At 40.0% G+C, this 19,516-nt stretch carries 15 protein-coding genes, 1 pseudogene and 1 other annotated feature; of the genes and pseudogenes, 14 read left to right on the top strand and 2 right to left on the bottom strand.

Translation table 11 applies throughout. The features are described from left to right. Positions 1-11 precede the first annotated feature (11 nt). From JZO85_RS20110 to JZO85_RS20160, 11 genes are all read left to right on the top strand, one after another. The gene (locus JZO85_RS20110; RefSeq protein ID WP_207110299.1) at positions 12-1,265 is read left to right on the top strand and encodes a PTS sugar transporter subunit IIC; all 1,254 of its coding nucleotides are present in this window, start codon (positions 12-14) and stop codon (positions 1,263-1,265) included. A gap of 231 nt (positions 1,266-1,496) precedes the next feature. Beyond that, positions 1,497-2,885, top strand: a complete 1,389-nt coding sequence (locus JZO85_RS20115) for a glycoside hydrolase family 1 protein (RefSeq protein ID WP_207110300.1) — start codon at positions 1,497-1,499, stop codon at positions 2,883-2,885. A gap of 20 nt (positions 2,886-2,905) precedes the next feature. After that, complete coding sequence (locus tag JZO85_RS20120) at positions 2,906-3,997, top strand: MupG family TIM beta-alpha barrel fold protein (protein WP_207110301.1); 1,092 nt, start codon at positions 2,906-2,908, stop codon at positions 3,995-3,997. Positions 3,998-4,077: 80 nt separating this feature from the next. Continuing rightward, positions 4,078-4,304: a binding site (T-box leader), on the top strand. A 296-nt stretch (positions 4,305-4,600) separates the two neighbouring features. Continuing rightward, positions 4,601-5,242, top strand: coding sequence for an amino acid ABC transporter permease (locus JZO85_RS20125; protein ID WP_207110302.1), 642 nt, complete (start codon positions 4,601-4,603; stop codon positions 5,240-5,242). Between the two features lie 13 nt (positions 5,243-5,255). Continuing rightward, positions 5,256-5,891, top strand: a complete 636-nt coding sequence (locus JZO85_RS20130) for an amino acid ABC transporter ATP-binding protein (RefSeq protein WP_207110303.1) — start codon at positions 5,256-5,258, stop codon at positions 5,889-5,891. 23 nt (positions 5,892-5,914) lie between these two features. After that, positions 5,915-6,742 (top strand): amino acid ABC transporter substrate-binding protein, encoded by an 828-nt coding sequence (locus JZO85_RS20135; protein ID WP_207110304.1) that lies wholly within the window; start codon positions 5,915-5,917, stop codon positions 6,740-6,742. 118 nt (positions 6,743-6,860) lie between these two features. Beyond that, positions 6,861-9,266, top strand: a complete 2,406-nt coding sequence (locus JZO85_RS20140) for a DNA translocase FtsK (RefSeq protein ID WP_207110305.1) — start codon at positions 6,861-6,863, stop codon at positions 9,264-9,266. Positions 9,267-9,682: 416 nt separating this feature from the next. Beyond that, on the top strand, positions 9,683-11,629 hold the full coding sequence (locus tag JZO85_RS20145; protein WP_207110306.1) for a BglG family transcription antiterminator: 1,947 nt from the start codon (positions 9,683-9,685) through the stop codon (positions 11,627-11,629). A gap of 5 nt (positions 11,630-11,634) precedes the next feature. After that, a complete protein-coding gene (locus JZO85_RS20150) occupies positions 11,635-12,096 on the top strand; it encodes a PTS sugar transporter subunit IIA (RefSeq protein ID WP_207110307.1) in 462 nt (153 codons plus the stop codon). 86 nt (positions 12,097-12,182) lie between these two features. Next, the gene (locus JZO85_RS20155; RefSeq protein ID WP_207110308.1) at positions 12,183-12,494 is read left to right on the top strand and encodes a PTS fructose-like transporter subunit IIB; all 312 of its coding nucleotides are present in this window, start codon (positions 12,183-12,185) and stop codon (positions 12,492-12,494) included. Positions 12,495-12,505: 11 nt separating this feature from the next. Further along, positions 12,506-13,597, top strand: a complete 1,092-nt coding sequence (locus tag JZO85_RS20160; protein WP_207110309.1) for a PTS fructose transporter subunit EIIC — start codon at positions 12,506-12,508, stop codon at positions 13,595-13,597. A gap of 38 nt (positions 13,598-13,635) precedes the next feature. On the opposite strand, the gene JZO85_RS20165 is transcribed toward JZO85_RS20160, so the two are convergent. After that, the gene (locus JZO85_RS20165) at positions 13,636-14,394 is read right to left on the bottom strand and encodes a DeoR/GlpR family DNA-binding transcription regulator (RefSeq protein ID WP_207110310.1); all 759 of its coding nucleotides are present in this window, start codon (positions 14,392-14,394) and stop codon (positions 13,636-13,638) included. 287 nt (positions 14,395-14,681) lie between these two features. Between JZO85_RS20165 and JZO85_RS20170 the strand changes: the two genes are divergently transcribed. From JZO85_RS20170 to rlmN, 3 genes are all read left to right on the top strand, one after another. Then, positions 14,682-17,030 (top strand): formate C-acetyltransferase, encoded by a 2,349-nt coding sequence (locus JZO85_RS20170; protein WP_207110311.1) that lies wholly within the window; start codon positions 14,682-14,684, stop codon positions 17,028-17,030. A gap of 14 nt (positions 17,031-17,044) precedes the next feature. Further along, positions 17,045-17,827: a glycyl-radical enzyme activating protein gene (locus JZO85_RS20175; protein ID WP_207110312.1), complete on the top strand. Its 783-nt coding sequence runs from the start codon at positions 17,045-17,047 to the stop codon at positions 17,825-17,827. A 250-nt stretch (positions 17,828-18,077) separates the two neighbouring features. After that, positions 18,078-19,145 carry a dual-specificity RNA methyltransferase RlmN gene (gene rlmN, locus JZO85_RS20180; protein ID WP_207110313.1) on the top strand — a complete coding sequence of 356 codons (1,068 nt, stop codon included), beginning with the start codon at positions 18,078-18,080 and terminating at the stop codon, positions 19,143-19,145. Positions 19,146-19,376: 231 nt separating this feature from the next. Here rlmN and JZO85_RS23465 read toward each other — a convergent pair. Continuing rightward, positions 19,377-19,516 (bottom strand): annotated as a pseudogene (locus tag JZO85_RS23465) (IS110 family transposase); the annotation flags it as partial.

Here is a 19,516-nt window from a genome sequence, read left to right on the forward strand (position 1 = left end):
GGAACACAAAAATGGATGGATTTATTAATTTTATGGAGAAACACTTTATCCCGCACGCATCAAAAATCGGTAACCAACGTCATTTGATTGCAATTCGGGATGCCTTTACAGTAACTATGCCGCTGATGATCTTAGGTGCGTTAGCGGTAATGCTTAACAACCTGCCAATTCCGGCCTTCCAAAACTTTATGAACGGCATTTTCGGCGGTGAAGCATGGAAAGGCTTCGGTGGAGCAGTTTGGAACGGAACATTTGGTGTTCTGTCAGTTTTAATCGCTTTCCTTGTGGCTTATAACTTAGCACATCATTATGGTAAAGACCCAGTAGGTACAGGTATTGTATCAGTAGCCTCTTTCTTCACTTTAGGTGCAGCTACTAGTGGGATGAACTCTTCTGGTTTGTTCGTAGCATTGATCGTTGGTATCATTGTTGCAGAAATCTTCACTCGTTTAGTTGGAAATGAAAAATTAATCGTTAAAATGCCAGACGGCGTGCCGCCAGCAGTTGCACGTTCATTCGCATCTTTATTCCCAGCTATGATTACTATCTCAATCTTTGGTTTAATTGCAGCAATTATTGCCGGATTTGGTGTTGAAGATATGTTCGCTGAATTCTATGCATTGGTTCAAGAACCATTCATGGGCTTGGCAAATTCTTACGGTTCAGCATTATTGATCGCATTCATTACACCGTTCTTATGGTTCTTTGGTTTACACGGTGCCAACATGATCGATCCATTCATGCAAGCAATCAATGCTCCTGCTATTGAAGCAAACAATGCTGCTCTTGCAGCTGGAAAAGCAGCTCCTTATATCGTTAACAAACCATTCATCGATTCATTTGTAAACATGGGTGGTACGGGTGTAACGATTGGTTTAATCATCGCTATTTATTTAGTTGGACGTAAAAACAAACCGTTTATGGTTGTAAACAACTTGGCAGCCGCTCCTGGTATCTTCAATATCAATGAACCATTGATGTTTGGTTTACCATTAGTATTGAACCCAATTATGTTTATTCCATTCATCATAACACCAATGATTTGTGTATCAACAGCGTACTTTGCAACAAGCTTTGGCTGGGTGCCAGCAGCGACAGTTATGCCACCATGGGTAACACCACCAATCATCGGAGGATTCTTGGCAACTCAAAGCTTCTCAGGTGCAATCTTGGCAGCAGTTAACGTATTAATCTCTATCGTAATTTACGTTCCATTTGTATCATTGGCAACAAGACAAGAGTTAAAAAAAGTAGTTGAAGCATAATTGATAACAAAAGAGGGGTTATGGATCGATCATTTGATCCCTAGCCCCTGTTTTGCCAGCTTTTCTTCCTAACTTTAGCAGAGTACAAAAATAATAGTTTTAAAATTAAGTTAGACTGCCAGTTACACTGTGAGCTTTCTATTCATCAGTGGAATGGTAGATGTGACGAAAATCAAACTAATTTTTCCATAGAGAAAAACGAATACCTTAGTATGAAGAAGGAGATTTACAATGAAAACTTTTCCAAAGAATTTCTGGTGGGGTGCCGCAACATCTGGCCCGCAAAGTGAAGGACGCTTTAACAAAAAACATGCGAATGTCTTCGACTATCATTTTGAAATCGAACCAGAGAAATTCCATAATCAAGTTGGTCCTGATGTAGCATCAAATTTTTACAATAGCTACAAAGAAGATATTCAAATGATGCGTTCGATTGGTATGAACAGCTTGCGGACAAGCATTCAGTGGAGCCGATTGATTGATGATTTAGAAACAAACACAGTCAATCAAGATGCAGTAGACTTTTATAACAATGTGATCGATACGATGCTAGCTGAAGGTATGACACCAACAATGAATCTGCACCATTTTGATTTGCCAGTAGAATTGTATGACAAATATGGTGGCTGGGAATCGAAGAAAGTAGTGGAGCTATATGTTGGTTTTGCTGAGAAATGCTTTGAATTGTTTGGTGATCGCGTTAAATTTTGGACGACTCACAATGAACCGATGGTTGTGGTAGAAGGAGAATACTTATTCCAATTCCACTACCCTAATATTGTTGATGGAAAAAAAGCGGTACAGGTCGCCTATAACTTAAATTTGGCTTCTGCGAAAGCTATACAAGCATTCCGAAAAATGGCAATCGATGATGCGCAAATTGGTACGATTTTAAATCTTACACCGACTTACGCTGCCTCAGATGCGCCAGAGGATCAAGAAGCAGCACGGATCGCTGAACTTTGGAACAATAAAATGTTCTTGGAACCGGCGATCTATGGACATTTTCCTGCGGAATTGGAAGAGTTGTTAACGAAAGACAAAGTTTTATGGGAAACAAACGATGAAGAAAAAGAAATTTTGAAAAATAATACGGTTGATTTCTTGGGTGTGAACTTCTATCATCCAAATCGAGTGAAGGCACCTGATGTGGCACCGAATTCAGTAGGAGCATGGATGCCGGATCGCTACTATGATGCTTATGACATGCCAGGTCGTCGTGTGAACTTGGATCGCGGCTGGGAAATCTATCCAAAAGCCTTGTATGATATTGCTGTGAACATCAAAGAAAACTACAAGAATATTCCATGGTATGTATCGGAAAATGGTATGGGTGTCTCCAATGAAGAACGCTTTAAAAATTCTGATGGGATGATTGAAGATGATTATCGGATTGATTTTGTACAGGAACATTTGGAATGGCTCCATAAGGGAATCGAAGAAGGCTCGAATTGCTTCGGCTACCATATGTGGACCCCGATCGATTGCTGGTCTTGGTTAAACTCATACAAAAACCGTTACGGATTTATTTCAAATAATATCCATACTCAAATCAAAACGGTTAAAAAATCTGGACACTGGTTCAAAGCGGTAGCCGAAAGAAACGGCTTAGAAGACTAATCGATAGAGGAGGAAAATAAGTGAAACGTGAATTAGGTATTTCAGTATATCCCGATCATAGTGATCCGCAGGCGGATCGTGATTATATCAAGAAGGCAGCAGAGCTCGGCTATACTAGAATTTTTATGAGCATGCTGGAAGTAACTGAAGGCAAAGAAAAGGTCAGTGAAAAATTTGGCAGCATTATCCGCTATGCGAAGGAGTTAGGTTTTGAGACAGTCTTAGATATCGCACCATCAATTTTTGATGATTTAGGGATTTCTTATGACGACTTAAGCTTCTTTGCAGAACTTGGCGCTGAGGGGATTCGTTTAGATGAAGGCTTCGATGGAAATAAGGAAGCGATGCTGAGCTATAATCCAGAAGGCTTAGCGATTGAGCTGAATATGAGTAACAATGTTGCCTATCTCGATAATATTTTGTCCTATGAAGCGAATGAGCCATTCATTTATGGCTGTCATAATTTTTATCCGCAGGAAGGCTCTGCTTTGCCTTATGACTTCTTCATCAGCTGCAGCGAACGCTTCAAAGGTCATGGCATCAAGACCGCGGCCTTTGTCACAAGCCATGATGCGGAATATGGTCCATGGGATGTCAATGACGGATTGCCAACTTTAGAGATGCACCGTCATTTACCGATTGATTTGCAGGCACGCCACATGTTTGCTACCGGATTGATTGATACAGTGATTATCGGAAATGCCTATGCCTCTGATGAAGAATTAGAAAAAGTAGCCGCTGTTGATCGCTATAAAGTAAGTTTAGGAATCGAATTTGTCCCGGAAGCAACAGAGATTGAACGTAAAATCGTTGCTGATCCAAAGCATTTCCGTCGGGGGGATATCACTGCCGCAACGGTTCGATCAACGATGGTGCGAGTAAAGTATGCGGATGTTCCTAATCCTGTACATGATAATACGCAAGAGTTTCAAGTCGGTGATGTTGTTGTAGGCAACGATGATTTTGGGAAGTATAAAAATGAATTACAGATTGTTTTAGAACCCCATAGTGATCCACGGAAAAATTTAGTCGGCAAAATTCCGCAGGAAGAATTGATTATGCTGGATTTCTTGAAGCCTTGGACAAAATTTCAGTTTGTTTCTAAAAACTAAATTTGAGAAAAATGATAAAAAGATGAAGGTTCGTTATTGACAAATGCTTTAAAGGCGTGTAAAGTATGACTCAACTTAATCAAACGACAATGAAAAGAAGAGTAGCATTTTATTTGTTCTCAGAGAGTCTCTGGCCGGTGAAAAGAGACAGCAATGATTTGTGAACCACATCTTTGAGTCGATCAGCTGAAATCAGTAGGCTGGTCCGGGAGAGCCCGTTAGCGCAGAGGTCAGATTGACCAGTTGAGACCGTTCGTTGCGAGACGACGGTGAAAAAAAGGTGGAACCACGTAATTACGTCCTTTAGCCCTAGCGGCTAAAGGACTTTTTTATTTCACTGATGAGGCAACTGACCCATAGAGGTTCTTTTCGCGAGGAAGGGACAAAGATGAGGTGGAACCGCGTAGTTAACGTCCTCTGGTAGAGATACCAGAGGGCGTTTTTTGTGAGTTCGTTCTGCTGGGAGAACGAAGAGTGGAATTTTAGTGATTAATGAACGAAGCTATCTGCCACTAGCAATTTCCACCTTAATAAAACAGCAAAGTCACGATTAAGAAGCATCGAAAGGCCGTACAACTTTCGATAACATGGAGGGATATTGGAATGAATTATTTGATCGAAGTCATGCCTCAATTATTACAAGGGGCGACAACAACACTGAAATTATTTGCTTATACAATATTAGGCTCGCTGCCGTTAGGAATTTTATTATCATTTGGCTTAGCTAGTCGTTTTAGACCATTACAATGGATCTTGCGTTTTTACGTTTGGATCATGCGAGGGACTCCATTATTATTACAATTGATTTTTGTCTTTTATGGATTGCCGCTAGTTGGCATTATCTTTGATCGATTTGAAGCTGCACTTTTTGCGTTTGTGTTGAACTATGCGGCGTATTATGCTGAGATTTTCCGCGGCGGGATTCAATCGATTCCATTAGGACAATACGAAGCGTCAAAAGTTATTGGCTTAACTCCCATTCAAACGATTACACGAATCATTATTCCTCAGGTTGTTAAAATCGTATTACCATCCGTTGGGAATGAAGTCATCAATCTAGTGAAGGATACATCCCTTGTTTACATTCTTGGATTGTCTGATGTGATGCGCGCTGGTAAAATCGCGATGGAACGAGACACGACATTACTTCCGCTATTCGGAGTAGCAATTATTTATTTGGCATTGACAGGAGTTACGTCAGTTGTCTTGAAGCAACTAGAGAATCGATTAAATTATTATCGTTAGGCAGGTGGAAAAAATGATCGAATTAAAAAATGTAAACAAATCTTTTGGCAATAAAAAGGTGATTGATAATTTAGACTTGGTAATTCCCGATGGACAAATTTTAGCTATTGTCGGACCATCAGGCGGTGGGAAAACGACCTTATTAAGAACATTAGCGGGCTTAGAGACGTCAGATAGCGGGACGTTTTTATTAGATGGAAAACCTTTTGATCCGACGTCTTCGAAAGAACAGGAACAAGTCGTCGGTGTGGTTTTCCAAGATTTTCAATTATTTCCACATTTGAGTGTGCTGGACAATATTACGATCGGTCCGCGTTTAGTTTTGAAGCAAGACAAGGAAACTTATACGAATAAGGCGAAGCATTTAGCCAGTCTGTTAGGCATCGAAGAACTGCTGGATAACTACCCCTATCAATTATCTGGGGGGCAAAAGCAGCGTTTAGCGATTGCTCGGGCGATGGCGATGAATCCAAAGGTATTAGCTTATGATGAGCCGACAAGTGCTTTGGACCCTGCTTTACGTCAGCAAGTAGCCAGCTTGATTTTAGAATTAAAGGCAGACGGTGTCACTCAGATTGTTGTTACCCATGATTTAGTTTTTGCGGAAGAAATTGGTGATCAGTTATTGAAGGTTGAACCTATCAAATAAAAAAAGATGCAGGAGGAGTAAGTATGAAATTGAAAAAAATGATTTTGGGAATGGCAGCTGTTTTGACTTTGGTAACGTTGACTGCCTGTGGGAAGAAAGAGAGCAGCGGTGACGACAGTTGGAAGACTATCGAAAAGGATAAAAAGGTAACGATTGGCTTAGATGATACGTTTGTTCCGATGGGCTTCAAAGACGAAGACGGGAAAATCGTTGGATTTGATGTAGATTTAGCGAAAGCAGTTTTTAAAGAATATGATATCAAGGCTGATTTTCAGCCGATCGATTGGTCAATGAAGGAAAATGAACTGGAAAATGGCACGATCGATTTGATTTGGAATGGCTACACAGTAACAAAATCACGGGAAAAGAAAGTGTTGTTCTCTGATGCTTACGCACAAAATGAACAGGTTTTAGTAACTAAAAAGGACAGTGGGATCACGAAAGCTGAGGGAATGAAGGGGAAAATCTTGGGTGCTCAAGAGGGATCATCTGGATACGAAGCCTTTAATAACCAAGCAGAAACGTTAAAGGATATTGTTAAAGAGAATGATGCAACCTTGTATGCTAGTTTCAATGAAGCAATGATCGATTTAGAGAACGGACGTATCGATGGTTTGTTGATTGACAAAGTTTATGCGGATTACTACTTAAAGCAAGCTGGAAAATTAGATAATTTCAATATTTTCAGCGTAGGTTTCAAAAATGAAGATTTTGCTGTTGGTGCTCGTAAAGGCGATAAAGAATTAGTCAGTAAAATCAACAGCGCATTCAAAGAACTGCAGGATAATGGAAAATACGCTGAGATCTCGAAAAAATGGTTTGGCGAAGAATTGTCATTGCCGAAAGAATAGTCAGTCATTTTTATCCCTAAAAAATTTAAACTTTAGTTAACCAAAAAGAAAAGGCGAGCAAAACTTTTGTTCGCCTTCTTTTTTTTGTATAATGGTACAGAATGGAAAGAGGGATAGCATGGCGCAAAAGAAGCGTACAAAGAAAAAAAGAAAAACAAAAAAACAAAAACAACTACAAGAACAGCGCCTGATTATCGGGATTGGGCTTTTATTTATTTTATTCGCAGTCTTTGCTTTATTTAAGTTGGGCTTTTTAGGAAATTTAATTGCTAATGTGCTGCGATTGGTCGGTGGGAACACCTATCAATTTCTTGCTGTACTTTTAGGTCTATATGGCGGATTACTAGTTGCCAAGAATACAAAGCTGCGATTAACCAAACCTCGGCGCTGGATTGGGATTGGCGTTTTCTATTTAGGAATTCTGCTGATTCTTCATGCTCGTTTATTTGCGAACGTGGCAAGTCAGGATCCGAATATTTTAAAAACGACTTGGGATTTATTAATGACTGATTTCTTAGGAAATAGGATTACTCAAAATGTTGGCGGCGGAATGCTGGGCGGGACGCTTTACAGTTTGACCCACTTTTTAGTGTCGCAGGTAGGCAGCTATTTGATCGCCGGCCTCCTATTGATTCTTGGAGTGTTCTTGTTTAGTCTCCTAGAGTTCAATCAAGTGACTGATTATTTAGCGAAGCTTGTTGAGACAATGCAAGAAAAATTCTCTGAGTCAGACGAGAAAAAAGCATTGCGGACTGCGAAGAAGGAAGAACGGCAAGCTCAAAAAGCACAAGCTAAAGCTGAAAAACAAGCCGCCGAAAAGGCTAAAAAGGAAGCGGAACTGGCAGAACGTGAAAAAAATAAGGTTCGCTCAATGACTCCAGGCGAGCAGCTGGCGAAAGAAAGCCAAGAACATCTGGTCAAAGAGCCGGAACAAATGACTTTAGTACCGATCGAAGGCTTCCAAGAAAACTTGGAGCCGGCAACGGCCCCAGCAGCTCCCGCAAAAAAAATGGAACTCGATGAAGAGGAAATCGATGATCCAGGTGATTTGGAATTTGAGATCAATGCCGAACCTGAAGATCATGATTATCAACTACCGCCTTCGACTTTACTGGATTCGATTCCAGCAGCAGATCAGAGCGATGAGTACAAGAAAATCGAACAGAACATCAAAGTGCTGGAAAAAACCTTCAATAGTTTTGGTGTAGATGCAAAAGTTGTGAAAGCCAGCTTAGGCCCATCTGTTACTAAATTTGAAGTGCAGCCAGCGGTTGGTGTGAAGGTCAGCAAAATTGTAAATCTGACTGATGACATCGCCTTGGCCCTGGCAGCAAAAGATGTGCGGATGGAAGCTCCGATTCCCGGAAAATCTTTGATTGGGATCGAGGTACCTAACAGCACCATCAGTATGGTCTCATTTAGAGATATCATTGAAGCACAGCCTAATCATCCAGATAAGTTGCTGGAAGTGCCACTAGGTCGAGATATTTCAGGAATGGTTCAAACTGCGGACTTATCTAAAATGCCTCACTTGCTGGTTGCAGGCTCAACTGGTAGCGGGAAGTCCGTGTCGATCAATGGGATCATCACCAGTATTTTGATGCGGGCAAAACCGAACGAAGTAAAATTAATGATGATCGACCCGAAAATGGTTGAATTGAACGTCTATAATGGCATTCCTCATTTGTTAACACCAGTTGTTACCAATCCGCGTAAAGCGGCGCAGGCCTTACAAAAGGTCGTACAGGAGATGGAAGAGCGTTACGAAAAATTTGCGGCTACAGGAGTACGGAATATTTCAGGATTTAACGAATTAGTGATCCAGAAGAATCTGGAAGACGGACAAAATCGTCCAATCTTGCCATTTATTGTAGTAATTGTAGATGAGTTAGCCGACTTAATGATGGTTGCCAGTAACGAAGTCGAAGATGCAATTACACGGCTGGCACAGATGGCTCGTGCGGCCGGAATCCATATGATCTTAGCAACGCAACGACCAAGTGTTGATGTCATTACTGGGATCATCAAGGCCAATGTACCCTCACGAATTGCATTTGCGGTTTCGAGCGGTACTGACTCGCGGACGATTATTGACAGCAATGGTGCCGAAAAACTTCTAGGTCGCGGGGATATGCTGTTCTTGCCGATGGGTGAAAATAAACCAATCCGTGTACAGGGAGCATTCATCTCAGATCATGAGGTAGAACGAGTGGTGGAATTTGTTTCAGATCAGCAAGAGGCGCATTACGAAGAAAAAATGATGCCGACCGAAGAAACATCTTCTTCGCCATCTGAAACACCACAGGATGAATTGTATGAGGAAGCCAAAGCGTTAGTAGTGGATATGCAGACCGCGAGCATCTCACTGCTGCAGCGGCGTTTCCGTATTGGATATAACCGTGCGGCTCGGATCGTGGATGAGTTGGAGGAACACGGTGTGATTGGACCATCGACAGGAAGTAAACCGAGGGAGGTTCTTCTGCAAAAAGCAGAGGAAGAACTCGAAAATCCATTAGATGAGTAGAAAAAGCTTTGCCAGAAATTTTTTGGCAAAGCTTTTTTTGTTTTCCACAGTTATTGCAAGATTACATTAAATAGAGCGAGCTCATCAGCAATAAGATTAGATGGCAGACCTGATGTGAAACAGGTGCTTAAAGCTAAGTGAATTTATGATGCTATATTTATTGCACATATGTGCAGAATCAAACTCATTTGAAGTTAGGAAAACTCTTTTACGTTAGTGAACTAATTTTCTACTTGTACACAGAAATACTGTTGCTTTAGGGTTTCATACAGAAATACCAAAGCCTCATTTGCTAAATAATCGTTAAATGGCGAAAATTTCAACATTAATGTGTAACTTTTATGTGTTATACAATAGGAAAAGCCTGTGCTATCTTTTTGTTACATTGATAAGCGCCTACAATGGGAGGAATAAAAATGAAAGGGTTGAATCTACGACAGATAAAATTGATTCATTTGCTAGTTCAGAATGAGAATTACTTGCCGGTATCCTACTATTCCGAGAAGTTAGAAAAATCGCGTCGAACCATTTATTCTGATTTAGATAAAATCCAGACTGTCTTACCAGCTGGTCAACTGTTTTTAGAAAAGAAACCAAGAATCGGAATTCAATTAAGAGGAACAGTTGAAACAAAGATGCAGTTTTTAGAACAAGTTACTGCAACGAAATGTGAAACTGTTAACATGTCGCAAGAACGTCAATGGCAAATTGCAAAGCAGCTGTTGATTGATGAAAAGACCGTGACGCAACAAATGCTGGCACAACAGTTTCATGTGAGTACAAGCTCGATCGTCAACGATTTGGATAAAATTGTTGAAAGGTATCGTTTGACATTGGTACCTTCAAAACGCGGAACGAAAGTTATTGGAAGTGAAGAAGAAATTCAAAATAGTCTTTTTCGCTTTTGTGAGGATTACTTAGATAATCACGAAATCGATGCGGAGCAGTTATTTCAGAAATCAACACAGGAGTTATTGCTCAAACTGTTTCCAAGCTCAATAATTAAAGCGATTCTACAGCAGATAGAAGAATGGCAGCACCAAACAGATTTCTGTTTTCCCGAGCATTATATAAAATCTCTGTTCATTCGCTTGTTAGTTTTCTGTTTTCGTTTGAGTAACAGCCGGCATATTGAAGAAAAAGAATTTCTGTTTGATCAAATCAAGCTGATCGACACATATCTGCTCGCTAATGAATTATTGGAGAAGGTAGCAGAAGAAACGGCTCTTGTTTATAACGAAGAAGATATTTCTTATGTGAATCGTCAATTAGTAGGCTATGGAGTAACACCTAACATTAAAGAGCAAAAGAACTACGAAAAGTATGGAAGAACAATCCAAAAAATATTAGTGAATATGGGAGAAATCATGCAAGTTGATTTCTTAGCAGATACCCAATTAGCGGAACGATTAACAAGCCATTTTATTCCGATGATCTATCGATTGAAAATGGGAATAGCCCTCACAAATCCATTAGTTGAGGAAATCAAAAGTCAGTATGGGATTACGTTTAATGCAACTTGGTACGCATTAGCAAATGTCGAAAAGAAATTAGAGGTTCATTTCAATGACGAAGAAGTGGCATTGGTAGCAATGTATTTCCAAGTATCACTAGAAAAAAGTCAAAACGGTAAAAAGATTTTGATTGTCTGTCCTAACGGTGTGGGAACATCAGAGTTAATTTTCAATAAAATTAAACGTATTTTACCAGCACAAGATATTGCTGAGATTACAACAGTCGATAAGCTTTACAAGAAAAATCTGGATAATGTGGATTTGATCATTTCTTCTATTAAGTTGGAAGATGTGAATAAACCGCTCATCAAAGTTTCTACTTTGGTTACACAGGAAGATATTAAGAACATCACCGCCCTCTACTCAAACTTATTTTATTCAGAGGAAACAGATGAAACGGAGATTTTAGATTTTCCTTTTTTGAAACAAGTAATCGATCTAGATTTTATTTACACACAAAAAACCTTTTCGGATAAGCGGATTTGCTTGAACTGGATGATCAAACAATTAGAAAAAAAGCGGATCGTTACTAGTGCATTTCGTAAAGAGGTTTTTGACCGGGAAGCCATTGGAGAAACGGCGTTAGCAACAGGAGTTGCTATCCCTCATGCGTCTCCGCAGAATGTTCTGCGGACTAAGATTGCGATCGTTACCTTGGCTCAGCCAATCATTTGGGATCAGCGAAGAGTGCACTATGTTCTGTTGATGTGCATTACAAAAGCAGATCGTAAACTGGTCAGAGGTGTGATTACTGATATTCATAAAATTGTTCAATCGGAAAAGCAATTGACATGCTTTTTCGCAGATAAAACGGCAATTGACATTTATAACGACATTATCAGGAGGTAAGTTACATGCAAGTGATTAACGAAGAATTAGTTGATTTATCAATTGATGCGGATTCAAAAATGAATGCCATCACTCTCTTGGCGGATCGAATTAATCAAGCAGGTCGATTACATGATCATGCAGGTTATGTGGAGAGTGTAATCGAGCGAGAGGACTTAACAACAACAGGGATTGGATTTGGGATAGCTATTCCACACGGCAAAAGCCCGTATGTGAAAGAGACTACTGTAGCTTTTGGACGTTTGAATAATAAAATAGATTGGCAGAGCCTTGATGGTGAAAAGGTTGGATTAGTCTTTTTATTAGCTGTTCCTGAAGAGTGTCAAGGAGATCAGCATTTAAAAATAATTGCTGGATTATCAAGAAAGTTGATTCATCAAGAATTTCGATCCATCTTAGAACAAGCATCAAGTGATCAAGAAATTGTCGATTTACTAAATGACAGCCTAGCTGGCGTCGTCGCTTAAAAAGAAATGATTAAATGGAATGTGCCAAGAAAGCTCATTTCTCATTTTACAAATATTTTGAAACGAGGAAAAAGGAGAGAAAAATTATGAAATTAGTCGCAGTAACAGCATGCCCATCAGGAGTTGCCCACACTTATCTGGCTGCCGAAAGTTTAGAGGTAGCAGCGAAAAAGAACAGCGTGGAAATTCATGTAGAGACGCAAGGATCAATTGGAATAGAAAACGAATTGTCATTAGAACAGATACAAAGCGCAGATGCGGTAATCTTAACCAATAATATTGGAATCAAAAATGAGGATCGTTTTAAAGGCAAACCAGTTGTCCGTGTAAGTGCCGGTGATTGCATCAATAAGGGAGAAGTAATCGTTAAAAAGCTTCAGCAGAAATTAACAAAATAGGAGGAACCGCAATGATTGAATTACTAAAAGATACAAGAAAAAACTTGATGACCGGCGTTTCGTACATGATTCCTTTTGTAGTTGCAGGCGGAATTTTATTAGCATTGAGTGTGTTGCTTTCAGGAAATGCTTCTGTGCCCGATAAAGGCTGGTTGGCTGATATTGCGAATATCGGGATTACCGGGCTTGGGATGATGGTTCCAATTTTGTCTGGCTACATTGCCTTTTCCATGGTGGATCGCCCAGGGTTAGCACCGGGAATTATCGGTGGATTGATCGCCAGTAATATTGGTGCTGGTTTCTTAGGTGGAATTCTATCAGGGATTTTAGCCGGAATAGTCGTTTTTTATTTAAAGAAAATCAAATTACCATCAAGCTTGCGTTCATTAGGACCAATCTTTATTATTCCATTATTTGGAACACTGGTTGTTGGTGCGCTGATGTACGGGGTCATTGGTCAACCGATTGCAGCATTGATGACAGCTTTAACAAAATGGCTGGAATCAATGGGAACAGGCAACTTAGTAGTTCTTGGACTGATTCTAGGCGCGATGATTGCCTCTGATATGGGTGGACCAATCAATAAGGTTGCTTTTAGTTTTGGTTCTGCCATGGTGGGAACGATCAATCCTGCGACAGGCTTACCAAGCGATACAGCGTTGACGATCATGGCAGGAATCGGAGCAGCGATCTGTATTCCGCCGCTTGCGATGGGATTGGCGACGATTGTTGCTCCTAAGAAATTTACTGTTGAAGAAAGAAATTCCGGAAAAGCTGCGATTGTGATGGGAATGGTAGGTATCTCAGAAGGCGCGATTCCGTTTGCTGCAGCTGATCCATTGCGTTGTATTCCGGCAAATATGATCGGAAGTGCGATTGGAGCAGCGATCGCAATGGTGTTAGGCGCTGGGAATCCAGCACCTTGGGGCGGATGGATTGTTGCACCGGTAGCTCAGAATCCGCTTGTTTACATTCTTGGAACAGTGATTGGATCGGTGATTACAGCAGGAATCGTTATCGCTTTGAAAAAGCCGATCGTTGAAGAAGCTTCTCAAGTAATTGGCATTGATGATGACTTTGATTTGGATATCGAAATTATGTAATAAAAAAGATGTGCCGAAAAATTATTCGGTGCATCTTTTTAAACTAAAATCAATTTTGCGTAAGCACTGATCATGCGTTCATAATCTAAAGGCAGCCCTTTGCTGGTAATAACGATGTCGATCTCCGACCATGGAGCAACTTGAACAAGTGACGTTTTTTCAAATTTCGTGTAATCCAGCAGTACGATATTTTTTGTAGATTTTTTAAGCATTCGTCGTTTTGCTTCGGCATCGATCAAAGAAGAGGTACAGAAGCCTTTGCGATTTATAACACCGCTGGAGCCGAAAAAGCAGAGATCAAATTGAATATCAGGAAACATTTCACTTCCGCTGTTACGAAAAGCCATATCAGCAGGAGAATATTCACCGCCAAAACAAAAAAGCTTGTGCTGACCGATTGCTAGTTGAGAAATGGCTGCCAATGAACTAGTAAAGAGCTGTTTCTTTTCCAAAGGGACTATCTTTTTTGCAAGAAGAGCCAAAGTGCTTCCTTGATCTAAGCCAATCGAATAATCTTCGGCAGTGATAAGATTCAAGGCGGCTTGAGTAATTTTGTCCTTCTCTGAAAATTGTGAGGTTCTTTGGAGAACCGGAGCTAATTCTTTTTCCCGTATTAATCTTGCTTTGCCATGATGTTTCTCCAAAATGCCTTCTTCGGCTAAATAGGCTAAATCTTTGCGGATCGTTTCATCGGATACATGAAACTTTTTCACTAGTGTTTGGACCTTAATCTCATTTGTCTGATATAACAGTTCAGTGATTTCCTTGCGCCGTTGGGCAATTTCGGCAGCCTTCATACAACCCCTCCTGTTTTTTCTTCAACGGTAGCATGAGATTCCAATAAAAACAATCAAAAACTTGGGAAAAATTGCACAATTCCAATTTTTTTCTTGTAATTCAAAGAAGTTTATAGTTTCAATTGAAAAAAATCCTATACTAAGGATGAACAGAAGCAAAGAAAGAGTAGGATTGACACCAAATAATAGTCAATAGAGCTGTAAATGGATGGTATACGGCTTGAGCATCAAACCAATTTTTCTTGAAGGAAAAATTAATTCTTAAAAATGAAAAAGGAGTGAACGAAATGGGAACGGGAGTTATTAATCAGGAAAAAAATATCGCGAATGTTGTCGTCAAAGGCAATCCTCGAATTCAAATGATGAAGGACCATTTATTTAAAGAAAAGCGTCAGATTTCATTGGAGCGCGCCTTGCTCTACACAGAGAGTTATCGTCAGACTGAAGGGGAACCTACGATCATTCGACGAGCAAAAGCGGTGGCACATATTTTAACAAATGTTGAAATCAGTATTCGCGATGGAGAATTATTGGTCGGCAATCGAACGGTTCGTCCGCGATCAGGGATACTTTCGCCAGAGATGGATCCGTATTGGATCATGAAGGAGATTGATACGATCGGCACACGACCACAAGATCAGTTTGAATTCACAGAAGCAGATAAAAAAATCTATCGTGAGGAGTTGTACCCGTATTGGGAAAAGCATTCGATGAAGGATTTTATCAATGGCGAGCTGACTGACGAGGTAAAAACAGCTCTAAAAGATGAAGTCTTCAAATTGAATCAGACGGATAAGGGGCAAGGTCATATCATTATGGATTTTCCTGGGATTTTATCACGAGGGATCGATAGTTATATTGAAATGTTAGACAAGAAAATCAAGGAAACCCCTAATAATCATTTCTATCAAGCGGGAAAAATTGTTTTTAAGGCGATGTGCGATCATTTTATACGTTACGCTGAATTAGCGGAGTGCATGAGCAGAAATGAAAAAGAGCCGCAGCGTTATCAAGAATTGAAAATAATCACAAAAATGTGCCGCAAGCTGAGCACAGAAAAGCCCGACTCATTTTACGAGGCATTGCAGCTGTTATGGATGACTAGCATCGTTGGTCAATACGAATCAAATGCCTCTTCGCTTTCTTTAGGGCGGATGGATCAATATTTATATCCATTTTACGAATCGTCATTGCAGGCAGGAGTCGATCAAGAATTTTTATATGAAGTTTTAGGAGACTTTTATATCAAAACAAATGATGTAGTGCTCTTACGTTCTGAGAGCAGCGCAAAGTGTTTTGCAGGATTTCCGACAGGATACACCGTCGTTTTAGGTGGATTAAATGAACTGGGGCATACTTCAGTAAATCCATTGTCATTTGTCATGCTAGATATTTACCATGAAATCCTATTGCCGCAACCGAACTTGTCTGTACGGATGAATGAATTGATCCCCCGTCGCTTTTTACTGAAAACAGTCGAAACGATTCGTTTAGGAACGGGAATTCCTCAATTGTTCAATGATGAAGTTTGTGTACCCGCCTTTTTAAGCAAAGGCGTATCGCTTGATGACGCACGTGATTACGCGACAGTCGGTTGTGTAGAAACATCGATTCCTGGAAAAACGTATGGCTTGCACGACATTGCCCTCTTTAACTTACTGAAAATTATGGAACTAAGTATGTATGAGTTAAGAGAAGATGTTGATTTAACGTATAATCAATTAGTCGAGACGATCGAGAAAAAGATTGATTATTATGTAGAGTTGGTAGTCAAGGGATCGAATATCGTAGATTTAGGTCACCGCCATTACGCTCCGACGCCATTTTTGTCCGTCTTGATTGAGGATTGTTTAGAAAATGGTAAGGATGTGACTGAAGGTGGTGCACGGTATAACTTTTCTGGGGTACAGGGGATAGGCGAGGCAAACTTGAGCGATTCAATGTATGTCATTAAAAAAATGATCTTTGAAAATGAAGAAATGAGTTTTAGCCAATTAGTGGATGCTTTGGAATCAAACTTTACTGGTGAATATGTTGAACTCCAGCAGCACGTGATTCAAGATTTTGAGAAATTTGGTAATGATAATGATGAATTAGATAGGATTGCGGCAACATTATTCCGACACTATGCCAATGAATTAGCAAAATACGAAAATGTTCGTGGAGGTCAATTTATTCCAGGGGCTTACACGGTATCTGCCCATATTCCATTAGGTGAAGCAGTTGGAGCTACTCCAGATGGTCGAAAAGCTCAAGAGCAACTGGCCGATGGAGGATTGTCTCCGATGGTGGGGCGCGATCACTTAGGGCCAACAGCTGTATTAAAATCTGTCAGCAAGCTGGATAACTATTTGACTGTCAACGGCAGCCTGTTGAATTTGAAGTTTCAGCCGAATACGTTGAAAGGTCAACAAGGATTGAATAAATTTGCTGATTTTTTATTGGCTTTTACTAAACTAAAGATTCAACATGTCCAATTCAATGTGCAATCGAAGGCAACATTGCTGGAAGCGCAAAAGCATCCAGAAAAATATTCCGGGTTATTGGTACGAGTGGCCGGCTACAGTGCCTTCTTTGTTGATTTGAACAAGCAAATTCAAGACGATATCATCGCTCGTGTTGAACATCAATTGTAGAATGAGGGATAGAAATGGATCGAGGACTTGTTTTTAATATTCAACGCTATTCTGTTCATGACGGTGGCGGTATTCGTACACTGATTTTTTTGAAGGGCTGTCCTTTGCGTTGTCCGTGGTGCTCCAATCCGGAATCACGTAAAAAGGTTGAACCAACCACTTGGAAAAAGAATGGTAAAACTGAACAAATTGGAGAATGGTGTTCATCAAATGAATTGCTGGATGAGGTATTAAAGGATGAAATTTTTTATCGGACATCCGGTGGTGGAGTAACTTTATCTGGCGGTGAGGTTTTGATGCAAACAGAATTTGCCAGTGAATTTTTAAAAGAGTTAAAGGGTCTTGGAATCCCTACGGCAATTGAAACGACAGGATGTTTTCCAGTGGAAAGAATTGAAAAGCTTGCTCCTTATGTTGATCAGGTGTTGTTTGATTTAAAAATCATGGGGCATTCTGAGGCAAAAAGAGTTATTGGCGTTGATCCGGAAATGGTTACTAAAAACTTTGATTATCTTCTAACTCAAAAGCAAATCCAAGTAGTTCCCCGCATCCCGTTGATACCTGAGTACACGACAAATGAAACAAACATTCAACGGCTTATTCACTTTTTAACTGTACGACGATTGGAGGAAGTTCATTTATTACCGTTCCATCAATATGGCAGTAGTAAATATGACTATTTAGGCTGGGAATACCCTATGAAAAAGGTTCAAACCTTAAAACAAGCAGAAGTTGATGAGATCAAAGAGTTATTTGAACGAGCTGGAATTTTAGCTAATATCGATGGATTAGAATGAGAGACCTTGTGTCTCTCTTTTTTATAGTAACTTGTGAAATCATTTCTTTTTTCCAAAGTTGATTGTTTTCTCTTTGTGAATCGGTTATAGTATGAAGCGAATGTTTCCAGATTTTTTCACTATTTAAAGCGAGAAAAATGGAATACTTACGAAGAGAAGAGAAATTTATAGAATTTCCAACCTTATTATTGAGTTAGCACGCTGAGATAATGGGCTAGCGCTTCGGTACAATATAGTAGGAGGTAACACCTTGGAAAAACCCTCAATTTATGGTTTAAGAAGAGAAGAATTAGTCGAATGGTTTCTAGAACACGGCGAGAAGAAATTCCGGGCAACACAAGTTTGGGAATGGCTCTATCGCAGTCGTGTGACTGAGTTTGCAGAAATGAGCAACCTTTCGAAAAAAACGATTGCTTTGTTAGAAGAAAATTTTGTTATCAATCCGTTAAAACAATTGGTGGTGCAAGAAGCCAATGATGGGACAGTTAAGTATTTATTTGAACTGCCGGATCATTTAATGATTGAGACTGTGTTGATGCGCCAAGAATACGGGTTGTCTGTCTGTGTGACGACTCAGGTCGGCTGTAATATCGGCTGCACCTTTTGTGCGTCCGGCCTGTTGAAAAAGCAACGTGATTTGACTGCTGGTGAAATTGTGGCCCAGATTATGCTGGTTCAGCATTATTTTGATGAACGTGGCGAAGAGGAACGCGTTTCTCATGCCGTTGTGATGGGAATCGGAGAACCATTTGATAATTATAATAATGTGATGAACTTCCTAAACGTTATTAATGATGACAAGGGGATGGCCATCGGTGCTCGTCACATCACTGTCTCAACAAGTGGTTTAGTTCCGAAAATTAAAAAGTTTGCGGAAAATGGTCTACAGGTCAATTTGGCGATTTCATTGCATGCGCCCAATAATGAGGTTCGCTCTTCAATCATGCGAATCAATCGCAGCTTCCCGATCGAGAAACTGATGGAAGCCGTTGATTATTATATAGAAGAAACCAATCGTCGAGTAACGTTTGAATATATCATGCTTTCAGGTGTGAATGATCGTCCAGATCATGCACAGGAATTAGCGGATCTGATGAAGAACAAGAAAAAATTGGTTTATGTGAACCTGATTCCCTATAATCCAGTCAGTGAACATGATCAATATTCTCGTAGCAGTAAAGCAGATGTGTTGCGTTTCTACGATGTACTGAAAAAAAATGGCATCAATTGCGTCATCCGAAAAGAACATGGAACAGATATCGATGCTGCCTGCGGACAATTGCGCAGTAAGCAAATGAAGAAGGTCGCAGCAAAATAAACCGTTCACTCCCTCATTTATTGAGGGATTTTTTTTACAAAAAATAGGACAAATACTTAAGGGGAAGAAAACAACTAATCCTGAAATAGATGAGCTGCTAGGAAAGAGTAAACACAAACAGAGACAAACTATATTAAGTCAAGCGTAATATGAAAATTTTGAATAACATAGTTTGGATGTGGTTTGAAGGCATGACAAAGAAACCCTAGGCAAAGGGAATTTTTGAAAAGATCAGTTAATAATCATTTTCTGCTCCTCATAGGGTTTATTGTCTTTCAGTAGTTGATAAATGATCCGTACCAGTTTTCTTACGACATGGCTAATAGCGACATTATAGTGTTTTCCTTCTGCTAGTTTTTTCTGGAAGTAGA

Origin of the sequence: Candidatus Enterococcus murrayae (assembly GCF_017315985.1) — a bacterium.
Taxonomy (GTDB): Bacteria; Bacillota; Bacilli; order Lactobacillales; family Enterococcaceae; genus Enterococcus_A; species Enterococcus_A murrayae.